The following is a 25,656-nucleotide window of genomic DNA, read 5'->3' as shown; positions in this document are numbered from 1 at the left end:
CGAACCCCCGATGAGCAAACTGATCCCCTTCGCCTGCGCCGCCCTGATCGCCAGTATCGCCCCGTCCAGCCATGCCCAGGAGGCGCCCGCCGCGCCGCTGAGCGCCGTGCCGGCGCAGGAACCGGCCGCCGTGCCTGCGTCCACGTCCAAGTCCAAGGGCGAGCCCAAGGCCGCAGCCGGCGTGGCTGCGGTCACCATCAATGGCAGCCGCGCTGGCGACACCGAATCGCGCCGCCTGTCGACCGCCGCCAAGATGGTGTTCGGGCGCGAAGAACTGGACCGCAACGGCGACAGCAGCGTCGGCGAAATCCTCAAGCGCCTGCCCGGCGTGACCATGGGCGGGCCGCCGGGACGGGGCGGCGGCGGGGTGCGCATGCGCGGCCTGGGCAATGGCTACACCCAGATGCTGGTCAACGGCGAGCGCCCGCCCGCCGGTTTTTCGCTCGAATCGCTCGCGCCCGACCAGGTCGAACGCATCGAAGTCATGCGCGGCCCCGTGGCCGAACACAGCACCCAGGCCATTGCCGGCACCATCAACGTGGTGTTGCGCGAGGGTTACCAGCAAAAGGATGTGCAGCTCAAGCTGTCCGACAGCATCGAAGATGGCCGGCACGGACCGAACCTCTCGCTCACCATGCCCGGCAAGGTGGGCGCGCTGACCTGGCTGATGAGCGGCTCGGTGGGCAGCAACCGCCAGCACGACGAGAACGTCACCACCTACCGGGATACCGATGCCGCCGGCCTGCTGCTGAAAGACCAGCAGGTCGATGGCTCTAGCCGCCGCAGTTCGCGCTCGGTGCACCTGACGCCGCGCCTGTCGTATAAGTTCGACAATGGCGACACGCTCAATTTCCAGCCGTTTTTGATGCATAACCGCAGCGAAGGCGACAGCAACAGCCTGCTGACCCAGCGCATCGGCCCGCCGCAGCGCGAATACGCGCTGGCGCTGGCCGACTCGAGCTCGTCGATGACCATGCTGCGCGGCTTCGGCAACTGGCTGCACCGGATGGATGCCGGCGCCAAGCTCGACGTCAAGTTCGGTTTCGGCGGCGGCCGCAGCGAAAGCACGTCGCTGCGCAAGCAGTACGCCGACGATGGCGTGCTCAAGGATTACTTCAACGACATCGACACCTCGCGCAGCCATAACCTCAACAGCGGCGGCAAGTACAGCACGCCGCTGGCCAAGGGCCACCTGCTGGCGGCCGGCTGGGATGTGGAAGGCGGGCACCGCGAGCAAAGCACGGTGGCGCTGGTCAACGGCCGCGCCCAGTTCGCCGAATCGGGTTCCAGCATGACGGCCGACACGCGCCGCGTGGCCGGCTATGTGCAGGACGAGTGGGATATCACGCCGCAATGGTCGGCCTACCTGGGCTTGCGCTGGGAAGGCATCCGCACCAGCGCCACCAACCAGGGCCGTGACGTGCGCAACAACAGCAGCGTGTGGAGCCCGGTGCTGCACACGGTATGGCGCATTCCCGGCTTCGAAAAGGACCAGATCCGCGCCAGCCTGACGCGCAGCTACCGCGCGCCCCAGCTGAACGACCTGATCGCCGTGCCGACCTATTCGCAGCTCAACAGTGCAACCCGGCCCGACCGCACCGGCAATCCGAACCTCAAACCCGAGCTGGCGCAGGGCATCGACCTGGCTTACGAGCACTACCTCGGCAAGAGCGGCATCCTCAGCGCCAGCGGTTTTGTGCGCAACATCGATAACCTGATGCGGCGCGAGCTGACCCTGCGCGACACGCCGGACGGCCCGCGCTGGCTGTCGAGCCCATCGAACATCGGCAGCGCGCGCACCAGCGGCATCGAGCTGGAAGCCAAGTTCCAGCTGGCCGAGCTGGTGGCCAACGCCCCGAATATCGACCTGCGTTCGAACTACAGCCATTTCTGGTCGAGCGTGGAGGGCATTCCCGGCCCCGACAACCGGCTCGACCAGCAAGCCAAGCAGACCGCCAACGTCGGCCTCGACTGGCGCCTGAAGAATGTGCCGCTGACCCTGGGCGGCAGCTACAACTGGACCCCGGCGATCCTGGTGCGCACCAGCGCGGATGAAGTCGCCACCACGGGTGTGAAGCGCCAGTTCGACGTGTACGGCCTGTGGAAGATCAGTGCCGCCACCCAGCTGCGGCTGGCGGCCAACAATCTGCTCAACGACGACTACCTGGCGGGCCGCACCGTGACCCGGAACGGCATCGCCCAGCTGTCGGACACGGCCAGCCGCACCTACACGACGTGGACAATTCGACTGGAAATGAAGTTATAGTGATCGATACCGTGGCCACAAGCCATTTTTTCCCTGCCCCATAAGGACACCCCTGTGAAACGATTTCTTCTGAGTACCCTGACCCTGAGTTTGGCGGCCGCTTTTGCCAACGCCGCCGATCCGGTCCAGCCGGCCGCGCCGGTTTCCGGCATCGACATGCAGTACATCGACAGCAGCGTGCGTCCGCAGGACGACTTTTTCAGCTACCTGAATGGCGTGTGGCTGAAAAACACCGATATCCCGTCCGACAAGTCGAGCTGGGGCACCTTTGCCAAGCTGCGCGACGATACCTTGCCGCAGCTGCGCACCCTGATCGAAACGGCCCAGAACGAGAAGAACAAGAAAGCCGGCAGCGAGGCGCAGAAAATCGGCGACCTGTACACCAGCTACATGAACCAAGCCAAGCTGGAAAAGCTCGGCTACAAGCCGCTGACCGGCGAATTGCAGCGCGTCCGCGCACTGCGCGACAAGAAAGCGATTCCGGCCCTGATCGCGCACCTGACGCAAATCGGCGTGGCCGCGCCGTACGGCATCTATGTGGGCCAGGACAGCCGCGAATCGACGCGCTATGCCACCTACATCAGCCAGAGCGGCCTGGGCTTGCCGGACCGCGACTACTACCTGAAAAAAGACGATGCCAAGCTGGCCGACGTGCGCGCCAAGTACGAGCGCCACATCGAGAAAACGCTGGGCATGGCCGGCCACAAGGATGCGGCCGCCGCAGCCAAAGCCATCCTGGCGCTGGAAACCGCGCTGGCGGAAGTTCAGTGGAGCAAGGTCGAGCTGCGCGATCCGGTCAAGCGCTACAACAAGGTCGAGATCGCCAAGCTGGGCGAGCTGACCCCGGGCTACGACTGGAAGAGCGCATTGGGCGCGGCCAACGTGGCGGGCAAGGTCGACTATGTCATCATCGGCCAGCCGAGCTACCTGAGCGGCTTTAACCAGGTGCTGGAAAAGACCGACCTGGCGACCTGGAAATCGTACTTCGAATGGCATTTGCTGACCAGCTATGCGGAATACCTGTCGAAAGAGTTCGTCGACGCCGATTTTGCCTTTTTTGAAACCGTGCTCAAGGGCGTACCGGAACAGGAACCGCGCTGGAAGAATGGCGTCTCGACCGTGAATGGCGCGCTGGGCGAAGCGGTGGGCAAGGAATACGTCGGCAAATATTTCCCGGCCGAGCGCAAGGCGCGCATGGAAGAGCTGGTGCACAACCTGCTGATGGCCTACAAGCAGAGCATCGACACGCTCGACTGGATGGGTCCGGAGACCAGGAAGGAAGCCCAGGCCAAGCTGGCCAAGTTCCGCCCGAAGATCGGCTACCCGAGCAAATGGCGCGATTATTCGGCGCTGACGGTCAAGCAGGATGATCTGGTCGGCAACATGATGCGTGCGCGCACCTTTGCCTACAACCGCAGCATCAACAAGCTGGGCAAGCCGATCGACCGCGAAGAGTGGGGCATGACGCCGCAGACAGTGAACGCTTACTACAGCTCGACGATGAACGAAATCGTGTTCCCGGCCTCGATCCTGCAGCCGCCGTTCTTCGACATGCGCGCCGACGACGCGGTCAACTACGGCGCCATCGGCGCCGTGATCGGGCACGAGATCAGCCATGGCTTCGACGACAAGGGCAGCCAGTCCGACGGCGATGGCAACCTGCGCGAGTGGTGGACCAAGGAAGACCGCGCCAAGTTCCAGGCCAAGGCCGACATGCTGGTCAAGCAGTACAGCGGCTACAGCCCGCTGAAGGGTTACAACGTCAATGGCGAGCTGACCCTGGGCGAGAACATCGGCGACAACTCGGGCGTGGCGATCGCGTACAAGGCTTACAAGCTGTCGCTGGGCGGCAAGCCGGCGCCGGTGATCGACGGCCTGACCGGCGACCAGCGCTTCTTCATGGGCTTCGGGCAGGTATGGCGCATGAAGATGCGTGAAGCGCAGCAGATCGTGCAGGTCAAGACCGATCCGCACTCGCCGGGCCAGTTCCGCACCAACGGCACGATGATGAACCAGCCGGCGTTCTATGAAGCGTTCGGCGTGAAGGAAGGCGACAAGATGTACCTGCCGCCGAAAGAGCGCGTCACGATCTGGTAATCGGGTCAATTGAGACGACAGGGGCCACGCAAGTGGCCCTTTTTTTGCAACGTGCGTTGTGCAGGGTGCGGGATGATGTGGGCGCTTGCTAACGTCGTAGCGGGCCGGGCCGAGGTCTGCCGGGAAATCGCCGGCTGCGGAGCCAACCTGGACCCCCGCCTTCGCGGGGGTGACGGCTGTGGCGGCTGCGACAGCGGCTGCGGTGGGGGCTTGTCGTTGCTGGCACTGGCGGAAACGGCTTCCCGCGCGGGCGGGACGCCAGGTTTGCAATGGCCGCGCGTCCTTGCTTATCTCCAGGCGAAAAAAAACCGCCCTGAACAGAGCGGTTTATCCGGCGTTGCGAACGCTTACTTGGCTGCGGCAATCATGAAATCAACCGCTGCCTTCACATCTTCATCCGAGGCTGCCGAACCGCCTTTTGCCGGCATCATGCCCGCCTTGCCGGCAAATCCCTTGATTGCGTGCTCGTACAGCAATGGCGCGCCTTGCGCAATGCGTGCGGCCCATGCAGCTTTGTCGCCGAGCTTCGGCGCACCGGCAATACCTGCACCGTGGCAAACAACGCATGCGGCGTTGTAGGTGGTTTTGCCGATATCGGCGGCCAGCTTCGGTGCTTCGGCCGGGGCTGCTGCCGCTGGCGTTGCTGCCGGAGCTGGTGCCGGGGCTGCCGCTTCGGCTGGCGCTGCTGCTTCGGCCGACGCGGCCGGTGCGGCGGCTGCTGCCGCTGGCACAGCTGGTTCCTTGAACTTGGCGCCGCTCTGGTTTGCCATGTGCACGACCGCGCGCGCTACTTCGACATCGTCCAGATCAGGATTGCCGCCGCGGGCAGGCATCGCGCGGATACCGTCGATCGCGTGCTTGACCAGCGTATCGTAGCCTTGAGCAATACGGGTACCCCAGCCACCGGCGTCGCCCATCTTCGGTGCGCCAGCGGCGCCCGTTGCGTGGCAGGCCGCGCAGTTGGCCGTGTAGACGGCGTCGCCAGCGAGGAAAACCTTCGGCGCGTTGGCATCCTTGAGGATGAACCCTTCATCGGCCACCGGATGCAGACGCGCTGCGATCGCTTCGGCCTTCTGGCTGTCGGTGCCGGCACCAGTGGTTTTCTTCGTCGTCACGAAGGTCACCAGCAGAATGATGCCGATGACAGTGACCAGGAAGAAGCCGGCCACCGCAGCGGCGAGCTGCTTGGGTGTCCGGATCGCGGATTCGTGTTCGTTGTGTGCGTCGCTCATGATGTCCTTAGTACAATTTTCAAAAAGCTGCCGGCCGGTCGTGTTCGCATGGATGAACTTGCAAATACTCGCCAAACCCGCGATTATAGACTCAAAGCACCTCTTATGGAACGCAAATTCCCCGTAACGCGACACTTTCCATGGACGCGGGTGCACAAAAAACGGTATCCTTCGCGTTACGTTCGACATTCCTCAGCGCGGCTGTAGCTCAGTGGATAGAGTATTGGCCTCCGAAGCCAAGGGTCGTGGGTTCGATCCCCGCCAGCCGCACCAGTTTTCCTTGGTAAAATCAACGATCTATCTCCTCCGGCACATCCGGACGTTGGCGCTGCGGCCGTGCTGTTTCCTGCTGATGCGAGCGGGATTCGACGTGTAGGGCGCATCCTTCGCCGATTCGGCTGGTAGTCATGAAAATCATGAACGACCCCCAGCATGATTTGGATACTGTCCTGAAACTCGTCGATGCGCGTTTTAACAGTGACCAAGGTGCTGGATGACAAATGCTGAATCCTGTTCCGGGCCTCCGCGCGATTTTTCAAAACGGTCAGTCCCTGTTTACGAATTCAATCTCGCCGCGTCATCCCTTCAGCGACTTCAACGAAGCACTTGCAGTCCGACTTTCTTCAAAAGACGCTCCACAAGTGCCACGGTTTTCCGTTTCGACGCGCCAAACGGCGAATCATTTATCCTGAAAAGTGGCAGCGGATTGCCTGATAAAGGCGAGCATCTCCACATTGATCCAGCTGCCGGCCAGCAGCGCCGGTTCGCTGTCGATCGCCAGGCGCATTTTGGCCAAGGTTGCCGGATTATCGCCCGCGCCCTGCCTGAACAAGGCGAACCATTCGCGCCTCAGCGCCTGCACTGCAGCGTCACCCGGTGCGGCGCCGGCTTCCATCTGCCGGTACACCGCGGCGATCAGGGTCATCCACTGTTTGCCGTGCTTGGCGCCGTGCTCGCGCATCTGGCGCAGTTCGCCGGCGTCCAGGTAATTCGCGTAAATGCCCAGCTTGTACTCGGCCAGCGCATCGATCACGTATTGCTTCAGGTCGGGGGTGATGCCGATGCGCTGACGTGCCGCCGGCTCTCCTTCCATCATCGCGCTCATGCGCAGGGCAAAGTCGGGATTGGCCGCCGTGTCGCGTTCCAGCCGCCGCATCCAGCGCAGCGCCAGGTGCTGCGCCGGCCGGCTCGCGGCCGGCACACCCTGCGCCATCAGCGTCCCGATGCGCGCCACGATGCGCTCCCAGATGGCGTCGCGTTGCGCGTCGGGGTGGAAGAAGGGCAGGCGCTGCAATTCTTCCCCGGTGAAGTAATTGTCGTATGCGCCCATCAGTTCGAGGGTGGAGAGCCAGTTCGCCAGATCCGGTTCGGCGCCCAGCTGTAGCTGGCGCTGCAACTGCAACAGCTGTCCGCGCAGCGCACTCGCCTGGGCGATCTGGCGCCCCAGCGCGCTGATCTGTTCCGCCACGATGGCGGCTAACGGCGTGTCCGGCTGGTCCAGCACGGCGCCAATCTCGGCCAGCGGCAGGCCGAAGCGGCGCAGCGCCTGGACCTGATGCAGGCGCGCCACATCGGCCCGGTCATACAGGCGGTAACCGGAGGCGGCGCGCGCCGACGGCTTGAGCAGGCCGATGCGGTCGTAATGATGCAGCGCCCGCACCGTCACGCCAGCCCGGCTGGCGAGCTCGCCTACCCTCAATCGCATCGGCTGCCATTTTTCGTTACGGGCAAGGGCAACAGCGCGGCAATAAGTAAACTCCAGAAGCACATGATCGACACTCCATTTTCACTGAGGCACCAGGCAATCAGCGACCTTGCGCAATGGAAATTGTACGCGACGGCATGCGCCGCTCAAGCCACGGCATCCTTTGGCAGTTTCAGCAGCAGCGCCAGCAGCGCGGCCAGTTCGATCCGCATCTGCCTGCGGTCCACAATCATGTCGACTGCGCCGCGTTCGAGCAGGAATTCCGGGCGCTGATAGCCATCGGGCAAGGTCACGCCCAGGGTACTTTTGATGACCCTGGCGCCGGTGAAGGCAATCAGCGCCTTCGGCTCGGCGATCACCACGTCGCCCAGGAAGCAGAACGAGGCCGACACGCCGCCCGAGGTCGGATCGGTCAGCACGGAAATGAAGGGGAGTTTCTTTTCCGCCAGCCGGGTCAGCATGGCAGTCGTCTTGGCCATTTGCAGCAGCGACATCAAGCCTTCCTGCATGCGCGCCCCGCCGCTGGCGGTAAAGCAGATGAAGGGCACGTTCTGGTCGATGGCTGCCTGCGCGCCGCGCACGAAGCGCTCGCCCACCACCGACCCCATGGAGCCGCCCATGAACGCGAATTCGAAGCAGGCCGTCACCACCGGCACCGACAGGATGGCGCCGCCCATGACCACCATGGCGTCGGTTTCTCCGGTCGCCTCGGTGGCGGCGCGCAGGCGTTCGGTGTAGCGTTTGCTTTCCTTGAATTGCAGGCTGTCGACCGGCAGCACTTCCTGGCCGATCTCGTAGCGCCCGCCGGTATCAAACAGGGCGTCGAGCCGGGCCCGCGCGCGGATGCGCAGATGATGGTCGCACTTTGGACACACATGCAGACTGGCTTCCAGCGCCGCCCGGTACAGGGGCGCCTTGCATGATGGACATTGAATCCACAATCCGGACGGAATCGATTGGCGCAGCGCGCTGCGGTCGCGCCGGATGCGCGGCGGCAGCAGCTTGTCGAGCCAGCTCATACGGTGGTACCGCGTGGACAGGGTAGGGCAGGATGGAACGATGAATGCCGGTGCATGGGCGATCCCTTGTGATCGTTAGTCATGCCCGCATCCTAAAGCCTCACCTTACGTCAGGCTCAAGCGAATGGTCGAGCCCGATCGCGGGTGACCGCATCACGCCAGCATACGCGAATGTTTCGGCAATTTGGCAGACAGATAATCATGCTGGTCCGCCAGCACATTCCTGCCGCTCAAAATGAAGTGCTCGAAACGGCATGGCACATACGGCACGTACAGCAGCGGATGGAAGTTGTGCACCATGGTGGCGCCCTTGGCTTGATTACACTGTTTGCAGGCGGTGACGCAGTTTGTCCAGCTATCCTTGCCGCCGTGGGTGCGCGCCAGCACGTGGTCGCGCGACAGGTGCTGGCGCGCGAAGACGTTGCCGCAATAGGCGCAGGTATGGCGGTCGCGCGCGAACAGCAGGTGGTTATCGTCGCCCAGCGGCAGCGCCACGCGCAGTTTTTTGGTCATGCGCTCGCTGCCAGAAATGGAAATGATCGGCTTGACCGTCATCGTCGACAGCACGCCCGCATTCGACACGCCGCCGCGAAACAGAAATTCACGGTCGCCCAGTTCCCACGCTACCTTGCCGACGGCGTAGTAGTGGATCGCTTCCTGGGCGGAAATCCATCCGAATGGATTTCCTGCGATGTCGAGTGCTAAGATTTGCGGAGTCATATTTTCACTTTTACTGATGCCTGTTTGAATGGAATAGTAGAAAAGGCCGGCGCTTTTGGCGCTGGACGGAGAATGAAAATCTGGACAGGTATGAACGTGATAATACGCCTTGCAGGCAAAGCAGCAAGCACGAAAAAGAGGCGCAGCGCAGCGCGCATTCCCGGGGCCGTGAGGGACGCCCGGGCGATATCGCTTGCGCTGCATTGGAGTGGGGTGCCGGATTCGAACCGGCGAACAACGGTTTTGCAGCGTGCCCTTGGGCGCTGCGCCCTTGGACCGCTCGGGCAACCCCACGTAAAAATGGCATCCCAGGAAGGAGTCGAACCTTCAGCCTTCGGTTTTGGAGACCGCTGCGCTGCCAATTGCGCCACTGAGATAGTGCGTCGATGATTGCGGCCGACAGCGCGCAATCGAAGACATGGGGTGACGTACCGGATTTGAACCGGTGGCCCTTGGAATCACAATCCAATGCTCTGCCAACTGAGCTAACGTCACCATTGAAACCTTATACAAACTATTACTTTTCGCCGCCGCCGCAGGCCGCAATGGCGGCGTCGAGGCGGTTATGCCAGTACGAATCGCCGTCCTCGTCACGGCTGACCGCATTCCTGATCGCGTTCAGCGGCGCCAGCAGCAGCGGGCTTGCCATCATTTCGGCCGCGTCCAGTTCGAAGACCATGCAGTCTTCATCCAGGCGTTCGAGCAGCACCGCGATCACGCGCTCATCCTTGCGTGACGCCAGTCCGGCCAGGGCTTCGCCGCTGACGCTCTCGTTGCTGTCGCCAAGGTTGTGCCACAGGCGCTCGCGGATCTCGGCCGTGTCCGCTTCATGCATGGTGCCGAGCGCAAAGGTGGCCCAGTCGCGGGTGTCGTCGTCGGGGTCGGCCGCCAGCGCCAGCAGCGCCTCGACCGAGGCATCCTCGTGATAATCTGCGAGGGCGAATGCCACCTGAAAGCGAATATTCGCATCGGCGTGCGTGGCGAATGCGAGCAGCGCCTGCAGTGCCGATGGATGCGGACGGTGACCGACACCGGAAATGGCCGCCAACACCACATTCGCGATCGGGTCGTTCAAGCCTGCCAGCAACAAGGCTTGGGTTTCTTCCATGGCGTATTCGTGGCTCCCTGAATGCCATCGCTTCGGATAGCGTTCACGCCGTAGCTGCGAAGCGATATACATCGCCAGCGCGCGTTTATGCCGGTTTTTGCTCGTCGCGAAGCGCTGCGCCATCGCCAAGGTCTCCGGCGAGCCCAGCATTTGCAGGGCGCGGATGGCTTCCCAGCTCATCTCGCTTTCCCAATCCTGCAGCGCAGTGCCGGCCAGGCTTTTCAGGGACGCTTGTTTTACAACGGTCTTTTTCATGGATGCCGATCCGGTTGCTTGAATGCGGCCCAGTATAGGCCCGCTCAGTGCCGTGGCGAACATGGGTGATTGGTGCGCTCGGAGGGCGTCGAACCCTCAATGCCTGTGCGGCGCCAGATTTTGAATCTGGTGTGTCTGCCATTTCCACCACGAGCGCGGTGCGGGTCCCGGTTGCCTGCCGGGGTAGTGCGCATCAAACTTTCGGAGCGCACCACGGCTTGCGCGTGCCGGGCTGATATCCGGAACCCGCACGCGGTTGTTCGCCACGAACCCTATCCGGGAACTATGGGAATGCCGCGTGCGGGCGACACGTGCCTTGACTGGACCCACCTGCAGGAGTCGAACCTGCGGCCTCGACGTTCGTAGCGTCGCGCTCTTCCATCTGAGCTAAGGTGAGATATATATTGGGCTGACGTACCGGATTCGAACCGGCGGCCCTTGGAATCACAATCCAAAGCTCTGCCAACTGAGCTAACGTCACCATTGAAAAAACGCGCGGTCATGCGCGATAAACAGGCAGTGGATGCAGGAGTCGAACCTGCGACAACTTGAGTCAAAGTCAAGTGCTCTACCAGCTGAGCTAATCCACAATTGAAAAGAGGGTGGGTGACCGGGGAATCGAACCCCGTATGCGCAAAGACGGCGGACAAATCGTCCGCTGCAGTCGCCATGCTGCTCGTCACCCCTGCTTGAAAGCCATTCCACAAAGCGCCTCGGGCGTGACTTGCCCCTGGCTGCGCCATGCGCCCTCTGAAAGCGCTTTGTGGAATGGCGCGGGATGGAAGAGTCGAACTTCCGGCCTCAACCCGTCAAGGTTGCGCTCTCCGATTGAGCTATTCCCGCACCGTTCCACCCGCACTGGTATCGCACGTGAGGGTGCGATACCGATACAGGCGGAACCGTTTACTACCTGTCCAAATTGTGAAAGAACTGCGTCTGGTCCGGGTTGTCCGGGGACGGCCTCAAACTGAAAGGGCTTGACTGCGTTTGCTGCGTTTGCGGTACTGCGCTAAAACCTCTGGCCAAAACAAAAAAGGCCCGGAGTCCTTGCGGAACATCCGAGCCCTTGAGCTTGACCTGGCGGTCAGCCGGGGAGGGGTTAGCCTCCGCGACTAGGGGTTGCCCCCTCGGATGTTGTTTGTATGTTCCCAATGCGCGCCACAGAATGCGGGCCACTGGCGATGCTGGTGGTAAGACGGTGCTGGCTGCGCATAAAGTGCATCAAGCGCGGCGGCGAGGGTACGGTAACCCTTGAGGCCGGCGGTGCCGGCGCCTTGCAGGGCGGACAAAGCAGCAACTTGCAGCGACGCCAACAGACTGCTGGCAAGCAGCGACAGGCCGCGCGCTGGGCGCTGCGTCGTCATCTGTTGTTGCGTCGTTGTTTTCACGGTGAATCCCTGTGGTCGTTGCTGCGGTTGGTGCTCTTGCTGAGCCAGTGAATGCATTCTGACATGCACAAAATCGGAAAGCAAGCAAATATCGAAAATAATTTGCATGTGATGCAAATAAATGGCGCTGCTTGGGTTTTTTTGCAACAGATGAAAACGAGGTGAGCGGCAAAAGGGTATGATGGCGCCTGTCGTAGTGAGGTACGGCGACCCCCCCATGCACACACTAAAACCATCCACGTCATCCACGCCCCTCCAGGGGCCACAGCGCAAAGCCGTCCTGCGGGTCCAGGTTTTGATGGCTGAACACGACATCCGTTTCGTCACCGAACTGTGGAAGCGCTTGACGGCCATGGGCGTGGAGATTTCGCATTCCCAGCTCACGCGCGTGGTCAACAACAGCACCAAGTCCCTGAGCATTGACCTGCTCGAGGGACTGGCCAGCCTGTTCGACTGTCCAGTGTCGGCGCTGTTCAAGGACGGCTAGCGCGAGTCGCGCTGCCGCCCTTCCCATGATTACGGCGCGTAAGTCGCCTTCACGCTCATATTGTTATACGCCGTGTAGGCATACACGCCCACGTAGTAGCGGCCGGCCGCCGGCGCATTGATGGAACAGTTTTCCACGCTGCTCGGCCCGTCCGACTTGCAGTTGTAGCTGGCCGTGGTCGGGGTGCCGCCCAGTTTGACGAACATGTCGGCGTCGCCGTTGCCGCCGTTGAGCGCGAACGCGACCTGGGTTTTACCCGCCGGAACGTCAATCGTGAAGTAGTTCCAGCTGCCCGTGGCCGCGCCCTGGCCGCCCAACGCCACGCCGTTGCTCAGCACCGGATAGCCGCCGCCCGCGCCGGTCAAGGTTCCCTTCATCGCATACCAGCCCAGCGACGAGTAGCTTGAGAAGCCGTTCGCCGGGGTGCCCTCGGCGCCGCCGCGCACCACCAGGCGGTAGCTGCCGGCCGGCAGCGACAGATTGGTGAACTGGGCCGAGCGGTTGACCGACAGGTTGCTGCGCGCAACCACCGCGCCGGCCGCGTTGTAGATGGTGGCGTCCACGTCGAGCATGCGCAGGTATTCGAGCGGGTCGACGCGCAGGTTCAGGGTGGTGATGCTGGTGGTCGTGAACGTAAACGTATCGGTGTCGGTGTTGCGTTCGATCTGGCCGAAGTTGCGGGTCGGATCGATGGCGCCGCCCGTGCCCAGCGTCAGCGCGCGCGACGTCGGGATATCGTCGGCCATGTACGGCACCGCCTCGTCCACGGTCATGATGCGCAGGTCATCCTCGCGATTGCTGGCCGTGTTGTATTCGCCGCGGCTCCAGGTGAACAGCTGGTTGGCCCAGCTGCCGCCCATCCAGTAGTTGCCCATGATCGGCCCCCACTGATAGGCCGCGATGCCCTCGAAATACTCGCCGCCGCTGCCGCCGCCGTCGTGGTTCATGCCCATCTGGTGCCCGACTTCGTGGGCGCCGGTCATGCCGATGCCGTAGCCGTAGTCGAACCCGGAGCCCGGATTGCGGTACAGGGTGCCGGCGGCGGTGGTGCCGAAGGAACGCAGCGGGGCGAACGAGCGGCCATCCTGGTTGATGAAGTTGATGATGCCGGTGCGCAGCAGGTTGGCCGAGCGCGCGGCGTCGTACACGGCGCGGCTGGTGGTCACGTTCAGGTTGAGCATCGAATACTGGTCGGCAATCGATTGCCAGGCGCGGTACATGTTTTCCTTGGTCACGCCGTTCAGTGGGGTGCTGCCGCTCATGACCGCCGCGGTGTTGAGGTAAAACACGTACGGGCTGCCCGGCTTGCTCTGCAGCTGGGTCACGTCCTGGTTCTGGTATGGGCCGATATGGGGTGCCTGGCGCAGCGCCATCGCGCTGTAGACGGGATGCGACACCGCCAGCGCCAGCATGGCGGTGGAGCGCTTGTCGCGGAATTCAGGATCGAAATCGGGCACGATCTTGGTAATCGGCACTTCCGTCAGCCAGACCTTGCCGGCGCGGTCGGTGGTGTATTCGTAAGCCTTGCGCGTGTCGTACTTGAGCAGGTAGCCGTACACGGCCTTCTTGTTCCCTTTAAGCACGAACACCGAATCGGGCGTGTCGACCGCGGTACCGGTGATCGATACCACGCCATTCTTGCTGGCGTAGTCGCGGATATGGGCGGCCACGGTGTTGGCGCCGACCGATTGCACTTGCATGGTGCGGCCGTTGGCGTGTTGTGCGGCAAAGCCGCTCAGCACCGCGTCGACGCTGCCGATCTCGATGGCGGGGGCGGGACGGGCCGCTTGCGCGCTGGCAATGTCGGTTTGGGCGGCGGCGCCGGCAGCGTAGGCTGCGGCCATGAGCAGGAACAGGGTATGCGAGGATTTCATTCAGTCTCCGGATTCATCGTTTTTTATCGATCTTTACTTCCCGCCCAGGCTGGCGGTGAAGTTGTCTGCAAGATATCTATTGCGACGGAAGAACGTTACCATGTGAGCAAGATTCTGTATGTATCCAAAATGCATATTTTTCTTTGTGGCGAAGTCTGGCGCCGTTCACTCGTCGCGGCAAAATTTTCTTGACGTAAATACTCGAACTTTCGCCTATTCCTGCATAAAAGCGCCTATAAATCCGCGTTTGTTTGGCAGGTGGCCTGTATTTCCGTTGATTTTCATGCGAAATGGGTAGTGCGGTCCCGCTGCTTGCCTGCTGACGGCTGGCAAACGATGCTATACACTACTTAACATTGAACAACTTCGAGGCGCACCATGGGCCGCAATCCGAACGACGTCGCGGTAACCCATGTTCCAGGTGTCATTGCCGATGAAACAGGCAGGCGTGCGCGCGCGGCCGGCGCGCTGCCGCAACGGCCCCCGGCGCCGCAGCCTGGCGCATTCGGCCTCTGGAAGAAGCGGATTCCCGAAGATGGCGTCAGCTACCAGCACAGGTTGCGCGACGAATGGTAAAGGCGCTGTTCGATACCAATATCCTGATCGACTATCTGAACGGCATCCCGGAAGCGGAACTGGCCTGCGATCACTATGTCGACAAGGCCATCAGCGTGGTGACCTGGATGGAAATCATGGAAGGCGTGTCCGAGGACGAGGCCGAACACTTGCTGGTCGAAGCCTTCCTGGGCCAGTTCGAGCTGGTGCCGATCGACCACAAGGTGGCGCTGGAAGCGTCGCGCGTGCGCGAGGTGCACGCCATGCGCCTGCCGGACGCCGTGATCCAGGCCACCGCCAACCTGTCCGGGCGTGTGCTGATCACGCGCGACACCCGCGATTTCGTGCCGGGCGACATGGTCCTGGTGCCCTACATCCTCGCTCCCGACGGCGACGCCTGAGCTTCCCCGTTCGGCCCCCGCCCGGACTTTCCGTTCGGCCCCGCGCCCGGACGCCACGGCGGCCCTGCGCCGGGCGCTATTCTTCTCGTTCTCCAAAGAAATCGATATAGAATATTAGACGTCCCAGACCGGCCAGCCAGGCCGGCGCATGGTCATCCAGCCAATCATTTCACGTTGCACACGATAGGGAAGTCATGTCAGTTACCAGAACCAAGACGCACGCCGGCGCCGCCGTGGTGTCCGCACTATTACTGCTGGGCGCCGTCGGCGCTTGCGGCAAGACCGAAACGTCGGCGTCGCTGGTGGCCGACGCCAAGCAATTCATCCAGAAGGGTGACAGCAAGGCGGCCGTGATCCAGCTGAAAAATGCGCTGGTGAAAAACCCATCGGACGCCGACGCGCGCCTGACCCTGGGCTTGTTGTATATCGACACGGGCGACGCCGTGTCGGCCGAAAAGGAATTGCGCAAGGCCCTGGAACTGGGCGTGCCCAAGGACAAGGTCGTTCCCGCCCTGTCGAATGCCCTGATGCAGCAGCAGCAATACCAGAAAGTGCTCGACCTCGCCGCCGACGCCGGCAGCGATGCCGACATGCTGGCCCTGCGCGCCGACGCCAACGCCGGCCTGGGCCGCGCCGACCAGGCCAGGGACTTGTATGCCCAGGCCCTGGCGTCGAAGCCGGGCCATGTGGCCGCACTGATCGGCTCGGCCCGCCAAGCCCTGGCGCGCAAGGACCTGGAGGAGGCCAACCGCCTGGCCGACCAGGTGGCCGCGAGCAACCCGACCGACGCCAGCGCCTGGATGTTCAAGGGCGACATGCTGCGCGCCCAGGCCAAGGCCGGGCCGGCCCTGGAAGCCTACAACCAGGTCTTGAAGCTCAAGCCGAACCACCGCTCGGCTTACGTCGAGCGCGCCTTCGTCGAGATCGCGGAAGGCAAGTTCGACGCCGCCAAAGCCGACCTCGAAGCGGCCCGCAAGATCACCCCCAACGCGCTGATGGTGGCCTACGCCCAGGCCCTGCTCGACTTCACCCAGGGCAAGCACGCGGCCGCCAAGGATGCGCTGCAAAAAATCCTGCGCGTGGCGCCCGAGCACATGCCGAGCGTGCTGATGGCGGGCGCGGTCGAGCACGCGCTCGGCTCGATGCCGCAAGCCGAGCAGCACCTGCGCAAATACCTGGCCGCCATGCCCGAGCACCGCTACGCGCGCAAGCTGATGGTGAGCACCCTGCTGAAAATGGGCCAGACCACCGAAGCGCTGACCCAGCTCACGCCGATGCTGGACTCCGGCAAGGATGACGTGCAATTGCTGGCGCTGGCCGGCGAGGCTTACATGCAGGCGCGCGACTACGGCAAGGCCACCGCCTACTTCGAGCAGGCCAGCACCCTGGCGCCGAACGCGGCCGGGCTGCGCACCTCGCTGGCACTGGGCAAGCTGGCCACCGGCGACGATGCGCGCGCGGTCAGCGAACTGGAACAATCGACCAAGCTCGACGCCAAGTCGCCCAAGGCGGCGGTGCTGCTGGTGATGACCGAACTGCGCATGAAGCGCTACGACAAGGCGCTGGTCGCGGCCAAGGCGCTGGAAGCGGCCCAGCCGGCCGACCCGATGGTGCAGAACCTCAAGGGCGGCGTGTACCTGGGCATGAACGACATGGTCAACGCCCGCGCCAGCTTCGACAAGGCGCTCGCGCTCAAGGCCGACTATTTCCCGGCCGCCGCCAACCTGGCGCAACTGGCCCTGCGCGAGAAAAAACCGGACCTGGCGAAACAGCAACTGGTGAGTTTCCTGGAAAAGGACAAGAAGAATGTCGAGGCCTACTACGCCCTGACCAAGCTGGCCCTGGCGCAAGGGCGCAACGAGGAAGCGAACCAGTGGCTGGAAAAGGCCAGCAGCGAAAATCCCGAAGCGATCGGCCCGGCGCGCACCCTGGGCGCGCACTACCTGGCCATCGGCCAGAAGCAAAAGGCGCTGACCCTGGCGCGCAAGTTCCAGGTCGCCAATCCGAAGAACCTCGACCTGCTCGACCTGCTGGGCCAGGCGCAGATCGCCAATGAGGACTTGCCCGGCGCCCTCGATACCTACGGCAAGCTGGCCGGCGCGGCGCCGAAATCGGCGATGGCGCATTTCCGCCTGGCGACCGTGCACGCGCAGATGAAGAACCTGAACGCCACCGCCGACGACCTGAAAAAGGCGCTGGCCCTGCAGCCGGACTTCGTCGATGCCCAGGTGGCCCAGGCCGACCTGGCCGCGCGCGCCGGCAAGGTCGACGATGCGCTGGCGGTGGCGCGCCAGATCCAGAAACAGCGGCCGAAGGAAGCGCTCGGCTACCAGCTGGAAGGCAATCTGTCGATGGGGCAGGGCAAGGCCGCGCCAGCGGTGGCGGCGTTCGAGAAAGCCTTCGCGCTGGCGCCGTCGAGCGCCAACCTGATCAAGCTGCACGCGGCCATGCGCGCTTCCGGCAAGGGCAAGGAAGCCGATGCGCGCCTGGCCAAGGCGGCCGCGGCGCATCCGAACGACGTGACGCTGGTCTTGTACATGGCCGAGAACGACCTGGCCGGCAAGCGCTACAAGGCCGCCATCGCCGGGCTGGAAGCGGTGCTCAAGGAGGCGCCGGCGAATGTCGCGGCGCTCAACAACCTGGCTTGGGCTTACCAGCAGGAAAAAGACCCGCGCGCGCTGAAAACCGCCGAAAAGGCCTTCGAGCTGGGCGGCAGCAGCGCGGCCGTCACCGATACCCTCGGCTGGATGCTGGTCGAGCAGGGCGATACCAAGCGCGGCCTGGCCTTGCTGCAAAAAGCGGTGGCGCTGGCGCCGGAAGCGGCCGACATCCGCTACCACCTGGCGGCCGGACTGGCGAAAAGCGGCGACAAGGCCGGGGCCAAGCGCGAACTGGAGCGGGTCCTGGCCAGCAAGGACTTTGCCCAGATCGAAGAGGCGAAGGCACTGGCCAAGTCGCTGTAAGGCCCAGGGCGCGCCAGGCGCGCGCCGGCTTGCCCGCGCCGCCAATCCCGACACCGCCATGCGCGCCAGTTCATCTGGCGCGCATGGCGGTTTTTGTGTTTTTGGGGCGGGAAACACGGGGCCAAGGGCCCAGGCCGGAGAGAACGTTTAACTTCAGCATCACAAGCAGCCGGCGCGGCGCGCGCCGCATGGCTGTTGCATATTTGCGAAGAAAAAGTTTAATTGTCTCCCTGCATTTTGCCGAGGATGTTAGGATAGCTGAGTTAGCAATATGTTACTGAATTCACTGCTTGGACAATATCTTCGGGATCATAGTCGATGGATCAGGTTCTTAATATCGTTGAAACAACTCGTTTCAATTTTCCCGCGCCGGATGCTGGCGACCTGGGCAGTCACTGTGTTTTCGCGGAAGATTATTCTGATAACATCTCCGAGATGACGATCAATACACGCAGCTTCGGGATTCGCGTTGCCGACACCGAGGAAGGACGTAACCGGGCAAGCATGCTCATCAATAAGATGTATGCCTGGCGTGGATATGCCGGTACCCATCGGCTGGAAGATAATCCCAACCAGATCACCCTGTCGGCCTTCGATGGTGGCGAAGTGATCGGCACGGTGACCCTGGGGGTCGATTCCCCGGTCGGCATCCTGGCCGACGAAGTGTTCAAGGACCATATCGACGTGTTCCGCGCGCGCGGCGCCAAGGTGTGCGAGATCAGCAAGCTCGCCTTCGACCCCACGGTGCGCTCCAAGTTCGCGCTCGGCTCCCTGTTTCATATCCTGTATATCTATGCGCACCATATTTACCAGTGCACGGATGCGTTTATCGAGATCAATCCGCGTCACCGGCGCTATTATGAGCACATGCTCGGTTTTCGCACCCAGAGCGGGGTGAGGATCAATCCGCGCGTCGACGCACCGGCCCATCTGCTCTGGCTCAGCCTCGATTTCATGGGCGCCGAGATCGAGCGCCTGGGCGGCGTGCACGACGATGCGGGTACCGAACGCTCGCTCTACCCCTATTTTTTTTCGAAGCGCGAGGAAGCCGGCATCGCCGACCGCCTGCTGTCGATCGGCTAGACCTCGGTCCGGCGAATCGGCCCCGGCGCGGCGGCATGCCTGCGGCGCTTCATTCACGCAATCGGCGGGAAGCGTGACCACGCCACCGCCTGTAACAACAGGATCGTCATGTCAACGCAAGCCCATTCCCTGGCCGCCGCCGCCCTCACCACCGTTCTTATGCTTGGTGCATTGGGCGGGTGCGGCAAAACCGAAACGCCGGCGGCCCTGCTGGCCCAGGCCAAGCAGTTCCAGCAACAGGGCGACCATGTGTCGGCCCTGATCCAGCTCAAGAACGCGGTCGCCAAAAATCCGTCCGATCCCGAGGCCCGCCTCGTGCTGGGCGAAACCTATAACAAGCTGGGCGACGCCGTCTCGGCCGAAAAGGAAGTGCGCAAGGCCATGGAGCTGGGCATGGCGCCCGAACGTACCCTGCCCGAGCTGCTGATGGCGCAACTGTTCCAGGGGCAATACCAGAAAGTCATCGACGCCACCGCCGATACCGCCTACACGGCCAACGTCACGGTACTCAGCCAGCGTGGCGCCGCCTTTTACCAGCTCGGCAAGCGCGCCGAGGCGGCCGACGCCTTCGAGCGTGCCCTCAAGCTCGATCCCGGCTACCCGGTCGCGCTGATGGGCCTGGCCAACGTGGCGCTCGCGAATGGCGACAAGGCGGGCGCGGCGCGCTATGTCGAACTGGCCGTGAGCAAGAATCCCAAGGACATGCAGAGCTGGCTGTTCAAGGGCGACTTCGAGCGCGCCGAAGGCAATCCGGCGGCCGCCCTGGCGGCCTACGACCAGGTGCTGGCGCTCGACCCCAACAGCGCCTCCGGCCACCTGCAAAAAGCCTACCTGTTCATCGCCGAACGGCGCTACGAGGAAGCGGCCGTGTCGCTGGCCGCCGCCAAGAAAAACGCGCCGAAGAACCTGATGGTCAGCTACGCCAGCGCCATGCTCGACTTCACCCAGGGCAAGCACGCGACCGCGCTCGAATCGCTGCAGCAAGTGCTGCGCGTGGCGCCCGACCACATGCCCTCGGTGTTGCTGGCCGGCGCGCTGCAGTTCACCCTCAAATCGCTGCCGCAGGCCGAGCAGCACCTGAAAAAATACCACGAAGCCCATCCCGAGAGCGATTACGCGCGCAAGCTGCTGGCCTCGACCCGCATCGCCGCCGGCGACCCCAAGGGCGCCATCGCGGTCCTGGCGCCGGTCGTGGGCGCCTCCCAGGATCCCCAGCTGCTGGCGATTGCCGGCAAGGCCTACACGGATAACCGCGAGTTCGGCAAGGCCACCGCCCTGCTGGAGCGGGCCAGCGCGCTCGACCCGAAAAAGGCGCAGCTGCGCACCGCGCTCGGCTTGAGCAAGCTGGAACAGGGCGAGGAAGCGCGCGCCCTGAGCGAACTGGAACTGGCCAGCACCCTCGACCAGACTTCCAGCGACGCCGGCGTCACCCTGGCCATGACGGCGCTGCGCCTGAACCAGTTCGACAAGGCCCTGTCCGCGCTGGCGCCGCTCGAAGCGCGCACCCCCGGCGACCCGATGATCCAGAACCTCAAGGGCCTGGCGCTGCTGGGCAAGAAGGAGCAGGCCGCGGCGCGCGCCGCCTTTGAAAAAGCGCTCAGCCTGCATCCCGATTTCTTTCCGGCGGTCGATAACCTGGCGCGCTTGGACATGCAGGCCGGCAACCTGGACGCCACCCGCCAGCGCTATGAAGCGTTTTTGGCCAAGTATCCCGACAACGTCGAGGCGCTGACCGCGCTGGGCGCCATGGCCGTGGCCCAGCGCCGCCTGGCCGACGCCAGCACCCTGCTGGAACGCGCCAACGCGGTCGACCCGGCCGCGCCCGGTCCGGCGCTGGTGCTGGCCGGGCACTACGTGCACATGGGCGCGCTGGACAAGGCCCTGGTCCTGGTGCGCAAGCTGCTGGTGGCCAATCCCGGCAGCCCGGCCGTGCTCGACCAGCTCGGCCAGCTGCAAGCGGCCAGCGGCGACAATGGCAGTGCCATGGAAACCTTCACCAAGCTGACCGTGGCCGCGCCGCAGTCGGCCGAAGCCCATTTCCGCCTCGGCTCGGCCCACGCGGCCATGGGCAACCTGCCCTCGGCCAGCGCCTCGCTCAAGCGCGCCCTGGTGCTGCGGCCCGATTACCTCGAGGCCCAGCTGGCGCTGGCTAGCGCCCACCTGCGCCAGCAACAGTTCAACGATGCGCTCGGCGTGGCGCGCGCCATGCAGAAGCAGCATCCGAAACTGCCGGTCGGCTACGTGGCCGAAGCCGACGTGCTTCTGGTCCAGCACAATGCCATGGCGGCGATCCCCTTGTACGAAAAAGCGTTTTCTCTGGGCAACAATGCCGAGTTGCTGATCAAGTTGTACGAAGCCTTGCGCATCGTCGGCAAGAGCAAGGAAGCCGATGCACGAGTGCAACAATGGCGTGCCGCCCACCCGGATGACGTCAAGCTGCCGGGTTATCTTGGAGAGCAGTATATTGCCAATAAAAAATATCAATTAGCAATAACAGAATTTGAGGCCATACTGAAGAAGGCGCCTGCCTATCCGAGCGCCCTGAACAATCTGGCGGTGGCCTATGAACTGGCGGGCGATGCGCGCGCCCTGCCGACCGCCGAACTGGCCTTCAAGGCGCTGCCCGGCAGCGCGGCGGTAATGGATACCCTGGGCTGGCTGCTGGTACAAAAGGGCGACCTGGCGCGCGGCTTGCCGCTGCTGCGCGGCGCCAGCGCCAAATTGCCGGGCGTGCCCGAGATCCGCCTGCATCTGGCCAAGGCGCTGATCCAGGCCAAGGACAAGGAGGCGGCGCGCAAGGAACTTGAGGTGTTGCAGGACAAGTACAAGCAATTTCCGCAAGGCGAGGAGGCGCGGGGCTTGCTGAAGCAACTTTAAAGCGGGCACGACGGCGAGTCGCAGCCCACCGGGCACCATTCCTGCCGGCAGCATGTGCGGGTGCGGCGCCACGCCACAGGGAGTTTTCACATGAATGCAGAGCATGATGCAGTGGAAGCGATGGGCAAGCAGCAGGCCCATCTGGAGTCGTCGTACGTGGTGGGAGCCGAGGAAGACGATCACGGCCGCCTGATCGGCAGTTTCACCGACAACGACCGCACCTTCGGGATCCGCCTGGCCGATACCGACCAGGGGCGCAATTCGGCCAGCCTCCTGATCAGTAAAATGTATGCCACGCGCGGCTACAACGTGTCCAGGATGGAACGCGACCCCAACCGCATCACCCTGTCGGCCTCGGACAAGGGGTGCCTGATCGGCACCGTGACGCTGGGGCTCGATTCCGAGCGCGGCATCCTGGCCGACGAGATTTTCCACGACCATGTCGAGGCTTTCCGCGCGCGCGGCGCGCGCCTGTGCGAAATCACCAAGCTGGCGTTCGACCCCCAGGTCAAATCCAAGGCGGCGCTGGCGGCCCTGTTCCATACCCTGTTCATCTACGCGCGCTACCTCCACAGCCGCACCGACGTGCTGATCGAAGTCAATCCGCGCCACCGGCGCTTTTACCAGACCATGCTCGGTTTCGTGGACCAGGCCGAACTGCGCCACAACACCCGGGTCGACGCCCCGGCCTACCTGATGTGGCTCAGCGTCGAGCACATGGCGCAGCAGATTGCGCGCCTGGGCGGCACCAGCAGCCATGCCGGCACCGAACGTTCGCTGTATCCGTATTTTTTCTCTTCGCGCGAGGAAGAGGGCATCGCCGGGCGCCTGATCAAGATCGGCTAGGGCGCTGCCTTGGGCACGGCCGGCTGGGCATCGTAGCGGCCCGGCGCGATGATGCCGTCCGGATCGAGCCGGGTCTTGAGCGAGTGGATGGTGGCCCAGTAGTGCGGGTCGCGGCGCACGATGGCGGCCATCATGTCGGCGCGCGCGCGGTACACTTCCAGCCCCATCGCGTGGATCTTGTCGAGCATGCGGTCGGCGCAGAAGTGGGCGCGCTTGACGCCTTCCAGGTTGCTGCGGTCGAACAGCAGGTTGATCACCGCCACCAGCGAGGTCGGGGTTTCGATATTGATGGTGATGTACAGGGTGTCGTGATAATGGCGCGCCGCCGTCTTTTTCATTTCATCGATGAACTTGGCCACGAAAGCCCCGTCCAGCGGCAGCGCCGGGTTGATGAACAGCAAACCGCAATTCGATTGGTCGAGTTGGGACGCGTTCAGGTCGGTGCGTCCGAATTTCCATAGCAAATTATCGATCGCCGCATCGGTCGGCACCCCCAGCGCCAAGGTGTGCAGGGGGCGGATGGCCGCGATCGCGGCGGCATTCGCGCGCGCGGCCGGAATGAAGCGCAGCCGGTGCGCCACCGCATAGGCGGTGTCGAGCAGCTGGTGGGTGATCGGGCGTACCCGCGCCAGGCCCTTCATGCGTTTCCGGATCTCGGCCAGGTTGGCCTTGACCTGGGCCTGGGTGCCGGTGATCGCCCCCAGGCTGGCCCATTCGCCCGGCGCGATCAAGTCCATCACGCTTTCCGCTTCGCCGAAGGCGCGCTCGGGCGTGTACCCGCATTCCTGCTCCAGGTAGCGCGTCACCCCATAGGCCAGGGTGGCGTGGGTGCGCGCGCGGTTGGCGATGTGGGTGACCGACTCGATCAAGCCTTCGCGCTTGCAATTGGCCAGCTCGTCGATAAAGGCCGGCAAATCCTCTTCGCGCCGCAGCGACAGCGACAGCGCCACCTGCTTGGGGCGCTTGGGCACGAGGCGGAAGCAGGCGCTGACGACGATGCCGAAATTGCTCTGGAAAAAGAGCCCGTCGAGGATCGGCCCCAGCCCGTAGGGATTGCTGGTGCCCAGCGGCGAGTGTTTCAGGCGCCGGAAGCCCGTGCGCAGCAGCTTGCCGTTGCCGCACACCACGGCCAGCCCGAACAAGTCTTCCTTGCGCGGCCCGAAATAGCCGACCCCGCGGTCGAGCGCATTGCCGATGATGCTGGTGGCGCGCGCCGAACCGGTGACGTTGAAGGTGAGGTTGGGATGATGCTCTTCCAGGAAGTCGTACAGCGCGCCCTGGGTCACGCCCGGACCGATCACGGCCACCGGCAAGACCCGGCCGTTGCGCTTGTCGATCGTCATGCGGATCGCGTTCAGGGCGCCCAAGTCGACCAGCAGGCTGCCGGCCATGGTGGGCGACTTGCCGCCGTAGCCGAAATTAAGGCCGGTCGAGAAGGGATACAGGGGCGTGCCGTTCTTGCGTGCCTCGCGCACCAGCTTGATCACGGCGCGCACGCTTGGCGGACGCACCTGGCCGCGCACATCGGTCGCGCGGCCGGTGATGTTATTGCTCGGGTGGTCACTCTGGGTGTAGGCCATGATTCTATTATCGCTTAAAAGCGGGCGCGCAAAAGCAAACGACCCGAGCGCTTGACGCGATCGGGTCGTTCTCGACACACTGCGCGCACCGGCCCTGGCCAGCCCGGCGCGCGCACCGGTCTTACTTGGCAGCCTTGCGGCGCGAAGCGGCGCCCAGGGCCAGCAGGCCCAGGCCGATCAAGACCATGCTGCCTGGTTCAGGCACGGCACGCACTTCCGAAGCGATCGAGTTCGATGCCTGGTTGATGGTCAGCTTGTAGGTACGGCCGCCGGTCAAGGTCACCAGGTTCGACAGGATCGTGCCCGAGCTTTCCTTGATCGAATTTTGCGAAATGTCGCTTGAGGTCACGCCGTCGTTGATCTCGGCCGGGCTCCAGTTCATGATCGTGGTCGAGATATTGCCGATCACTTCCTGCAGCGACAGCGTCCAGCTGATGGTGCCCAGCGAGGAACCGTTCACGCCAGCCATCGCATTGACGAACGCGGCCACATAAGCGTTGAAGCCGAGCGCGAACTTCGCTTGCAGCGTCGTGCCGACGCTGAAGGTGGTCACTGCGGTCGCCGAGTTGGCGATGGTGGCGTTCGCGCTGCCGGCGTTACCTGGCGACATCACGGACGAATCGGCACGGGTCAGGCCGTTGGCGCCGGTCACGCCCAGCGCGGTGCCGGCGATGTACATATCGCCCAGGGCGTAGTTACCGTTCGGTGCCGGGAGGTGCGCCGTGAAGTTGTTTTCCACGCCGCCTGGATAGTTACCGATTGGCATGCCCGCGCCGCACGATGGACCCGCGCAACGGTTCTGGACATCGACCGTGCCACCGATGGTGGTGCTGAAGATGTTGCCCAGGCCGGCGCCGGTGCCTTGCGCATTGTTGAAGTTCGAATTCGCGGTGCCGGTGCGGTTTTCGTTCTGGATCACGATGCCGTTGGTCACTGGCGCATTGTTCGAGTTCAGGATGATCAGGCCGGTGATGGCCAGGTCGGCCATGCCCATGGTCGCTGCGGACACTGGGGCGACGACGAACGCTGCGGAAACGGCTGCGGCAGCGATGTATTTTGTCAATTTCATATTGGTTCTCCCGGATTATGTTTGTTGATCCTACGCGCCTTGATGTAAGCAGGACTCGTGCCAGAAGAGGCTATTTGTTTTAAATCAATGGCTTAAGCTGTTTTTTATGGCTGTTGCATGAGGGGGTGTAA

18 protein-coding genes and 8 tRNA genes are annotated in these 25,656 nt (G+C 63.4%); 10 read left to right on the top strand and 16 right to left on the bottom strand.

Annotated features, from left to right (window positions below):
• Positions 1 to 10 precede the first annotated feature (10 nt).
• Both PO883_RS02600 and PO883_RS02595 read left to right on the top strand, forming a co-directional pair.
• Positions 11 to 2,266 carry a TonB-dependent siderophore receptor gene (locus PO883_RS02600; RefSeq protein ID WP_289308367.1) on the top strand — a complete coding sequence of 752 codons (2,256 nt, stop codon included), beginning with the start codon at positions 11 to 13 and terminating at the stop codon, positions 2,264 to 2,266.
• Between the two features lie 54 nt (positions 2,267 to 2,320).
• Positions 2,321 to 4,363: a M13 family metallopeptidase gene (locus tag PO883_RS02595; protein WP_289308366.1), complete on the top strand. Its 2,043-nt coding sequence runs from the start codon at positions 2,321 to 2,323 to the stop codon at positions 4,361 to 4,363.
• A gap of 347 nt (positions 4,364 to 4,710) precedes the next feature.
• Here PO883_RS02595 and PO883_RS02590 read toward each other — a convergent pair whose 3' ends face one another.
• Positions 4,711 to 5,595, bottom strand: a complete 885-nt coding sequence (locus PO883_RS02590) for a cytochrome c5 family protein (protein WP_289308392.1) — start codon at positions 5,593 to 5,595, stop codon at positions 4,711 to 4,713.
• Positions 5,596 to 5,792: 197 nt separating this feature from the next.
• Between PO883_RS02590 and PO883_RS02585 the strand changes: the two genes are divergently transcribed.
• Positions 5,793 to 5,868, top strand: a tRNA-Arg gene (locus PO883_RS02585).
• Positions 5,869 to 6,274: 406 nt separating this feature from the next.
• On the opposite strand, the gene PO883_RS02580 is transcribed toward PO883_RS02585, so the two are convergent.
• From PO883_RS02580 to PO883_RS02525, 12 genes are all read right to left on the bottom strand, one after another.
• Entirely contained in the window at positions 6,275 to 7,300 is a 1,026-nt protein-coding gene (locus tag PO883_RS02580) for a MerR family transcriptional regulator (RefSeq protein ID WP_289308365.1), read from the bottom strand.
• Positions 7,301 to 7,446: 146 nt separating this feature from the next.
• Entirely contained in the window at positions 7,447 to 8,319 is an 873-nt protein-coding gene (gene accD / locus PO883_RS02575) for an acetyl-CoA carboxylase, carboxyltransferase subunit beta (protein ID WP_289308364.1), read from the bottom strand.
• A 153-nt stretch (positions 8,320 to 8,472) separates the two neighbouring features.
• Positions 8,473 to 9,039: an HNH endonuclease gene (locus PO883_RS02570; protein WP_167084430.1), complete on the bottom strand. Its 567-nt coding sequence runs from the start codon at positions 9,037 to 9,039 to the stop codon at positions 8,473 to 8,475.
• A gap of 204 nt (positions 9,040 to 9,243) precedes the next feature.
• Positions 9,244 to 9,333 (bottom strand) — tRNA-OTHER (locus PO883_RS02565).
• Between the two features lie 7 nt (positions 9,334 to 9,340).
• Positions 9,341 to 9,416, bottom strand: a tRNA-Trp gene (locus PO883_RS02560).
• Between the two features lie 42 nt (positions 9,417 to 9,458).
• Positions 9,459 to 9,534, bottom strand: a tRNA-His gene (locus tag PO883_RS02555).
• Positions 9,535 to 9,556: 22 nt separating this feature from the next.
• Positions 9,557 to 10,402, bottom strand: coding sequence for a HEAT repeat domain-containing protein (locus PO883_RS02550; RefSeq protein ID WP_289308363.1), 846 nt, complete (start codon positions 10,400 to 10,402; stop codon positions 9,557 to 9,559).
• 70 nt (positions 10,403 to 10,472) lie between these two features.
• Positions 10,473 to 10,559: transfer RNA gene (locus PO883_RS02545), tRNA-Leu, on the bottom strand.
• Positions 10,560 to 10,723: 164 nt separating this feature from the next.
• A tRNA-Arg gene (locus PO883_RS02540) sits at positions 10,724 to 10,799 on the bottom strand.
• A gap of 8 nt (positions 10,800 to 10,807) precedes the next feature.
• Positions 10,808 to 10,883 (bottom strand) — tRNA-His (locus PO883_RS02535).
• A gap of 288 nt (positions 10,884 to 11,171) precedes the next feature.
• A tRNA-OTHER gene (locus PO883_RS02530) sits at positions 11,172 to 11,245 on the bottom strand.
• 269 nt (positions 11,246 to 11,514) lie between these two features.
• Positions 11,515 to 12,039: a hypothetical protein gene (locus PO883_RS02525; protein WP_289308362.1), complete on the bottom strand. Its 525-nt coding sequence runs from the start codon at positions 12,037 to 12,039 to the stop codon at positions 11,515 to 11,517.
• A 49-nt stretch (positions 12,040 to 12,088) separates the two neighbouring features.
• Between PO883_RS02525 and PO883_RS02520 the strand changes: the two genes are divergently transcribed.
• On the top strand, positions 12,089 to 12,277 hold the full coding sequence (locus PO883_RS02520; RefSeq protein ID WP_054265574.1) for a helix-turn-helix transcriptional regulator: 189 nt from the start codon (positions 12,089 to 12,091) through the stop codon (positions 12,275 to 12,277).
• A gap of 29 nt (positions 12,278 to 12,306) precedes the next feature.
• On the opposite strand, the gene PO883_RS02515 is transcribed toward PO883_RS02520, so the two are convergent.
• Complete coding sequence (locus PO883_RS02515; protein WP_289308361.1) at positions 12,307 to 14,151, bottom strand: pre-peptidase C-terminal domain-containing protein; 1,845 nt, start codon at positions 14,149 to 14,151, stop codon at positions 12,307 to 12,309.
• A 378-nt stretch (positions 14,152 to 14,529) separates the two neighbouring features.
• On the opposite strand from PO883_RS02515, the gene PO883_RS02510 reads away from it, so the two are divergent.
• The 6 genes from PO883_RS02510 to PO883_RS02485 all read left to right on the top strand — a co-directional run bounded on the left by PO883_RS02510 (position 14,530) and on the right by PO883_RS02485 (position 22,876).
• Entirely contained in the window at positions 14,530 to 14,727 is a 198-nt protein-coding gene (locus PO883_RS02510) for a hypothetical protein (RefSeq protein WP_289308360.1), read from the top strand.
• Positions 14,721 to 15,107 carry a PIN domain-containing protein gene (locus PO883_RS02505; protein ID WP_167084421.1) on the top strand — a complete coding sequence of 129 codons (387 nt, stop codon included), beginning with the start codon at positions 14,721 to 14,723 and terminating at the stop codon, positions 15,105 to 15,107. Before PO883_RS02510 ends, PO883_RS02505 begins: the two co-directional genes overlap by 7 nt.
• Positions 15,108 to 15,301: 194 nt before the next feature.
• Positions 15,302 to 18,070, top strand: coding sequence for an XrtA/PEP-CTERM system TPR-repeat protein PrsT (prsT, locus tag PO883_RS02500; protein WP_289308359.1), 2,769 nt, complete (start codon positions 15,302 to 15,304; stop codon positions 18,068 to 18,070).
• Between the two features lie 435 nt (positions 18,071 to 18,505).
• Positions 18,506 to 19,153: a hypothetical protein gene (locus PO883_RS02495; protein WP_054265580.1), complete on the top strand. Its 648-nt coding sequence runs from the start codon at positions 18,506 to 18,508 to the stop codon at positions 19,151 to 19,153.
• A gap of 108 nt (positions 19,154 to 19,261) precedes the next feature.
• Complete coding sequence (prsT, locus tag PO883_RS02490; RefSeq protein ID WP_289308358.1) at positions 19,262 to 22,030, top strand: XrtA/PEP-CTERM system TPR-repeat protein PrsT; 2,769 nt, start codon at positions 19,262 to 19,264, stop codon at positions 22,028 to 22,030.
• A gap of 90 nt (positions 22,031 to 22,120) precedes the next feature.
• The gene (locus tag PO883_RS02485; RefSeq protein WP_289308357.1) at positions 22,121 to 22,876 is read left to right on the top strand and encodes an N-acetyltransferase; all 756 of its coding nucleotides are present in this window, start codon (positions 22,121 to 22,123) and stop codon (positions 22,874 to 22,876) included.
• Here PO883_RS02485 and PO883_RS02480 read toward each other — a convergent pair.
• Positions 22,873 to 24,456 (bottom strand): FAD-binding oxidoreductase, encoded by a 1,584-nt coding sequence (locus PO883_RS02480; RefSeq protein WP_167084415.1) that lies wholly within the window; start codon positions 24,454 to 24,456, stop codon positions 22,873 to 22,875. The genes PO883_RS02485 and PO883_RS02480 overlap by 4 nt on opposite strands.
• Positions 24,457 to 24,577: 121 nt before the next feature.
• Positions 24,578 to 25,525 carry an EDSAP-1 family PEP-CTERM protein gene (locus PO883_RS02475; protein WP_289308356.1) on the bottom strand — a complete coding sequence of 316 codons (948 nt, stop codon included), beginning with the start codon at positions 25,523 to 25,525 and terminating at the stop codon, positions 24,578 to 24,580.
• Positions 25,526 to 25,656: the final 131 nt, after the last annotated feature.

This window comes from Massilia sp. DJPM01 (genome assembly GCF_030348125.1).
GTDB classification, from domain to species: domain Bacteria; phylum Pseudomonadota; class Gammaproteobacteria; order Burkholderiales; family Burkholderiaceae_D; genus Telluria_A; species Telluria_A frigida.
Note: the sequence above shows the minus strand (reverse complement) of the source record. Positions and strands in the feature narration are given on the sequence as shown.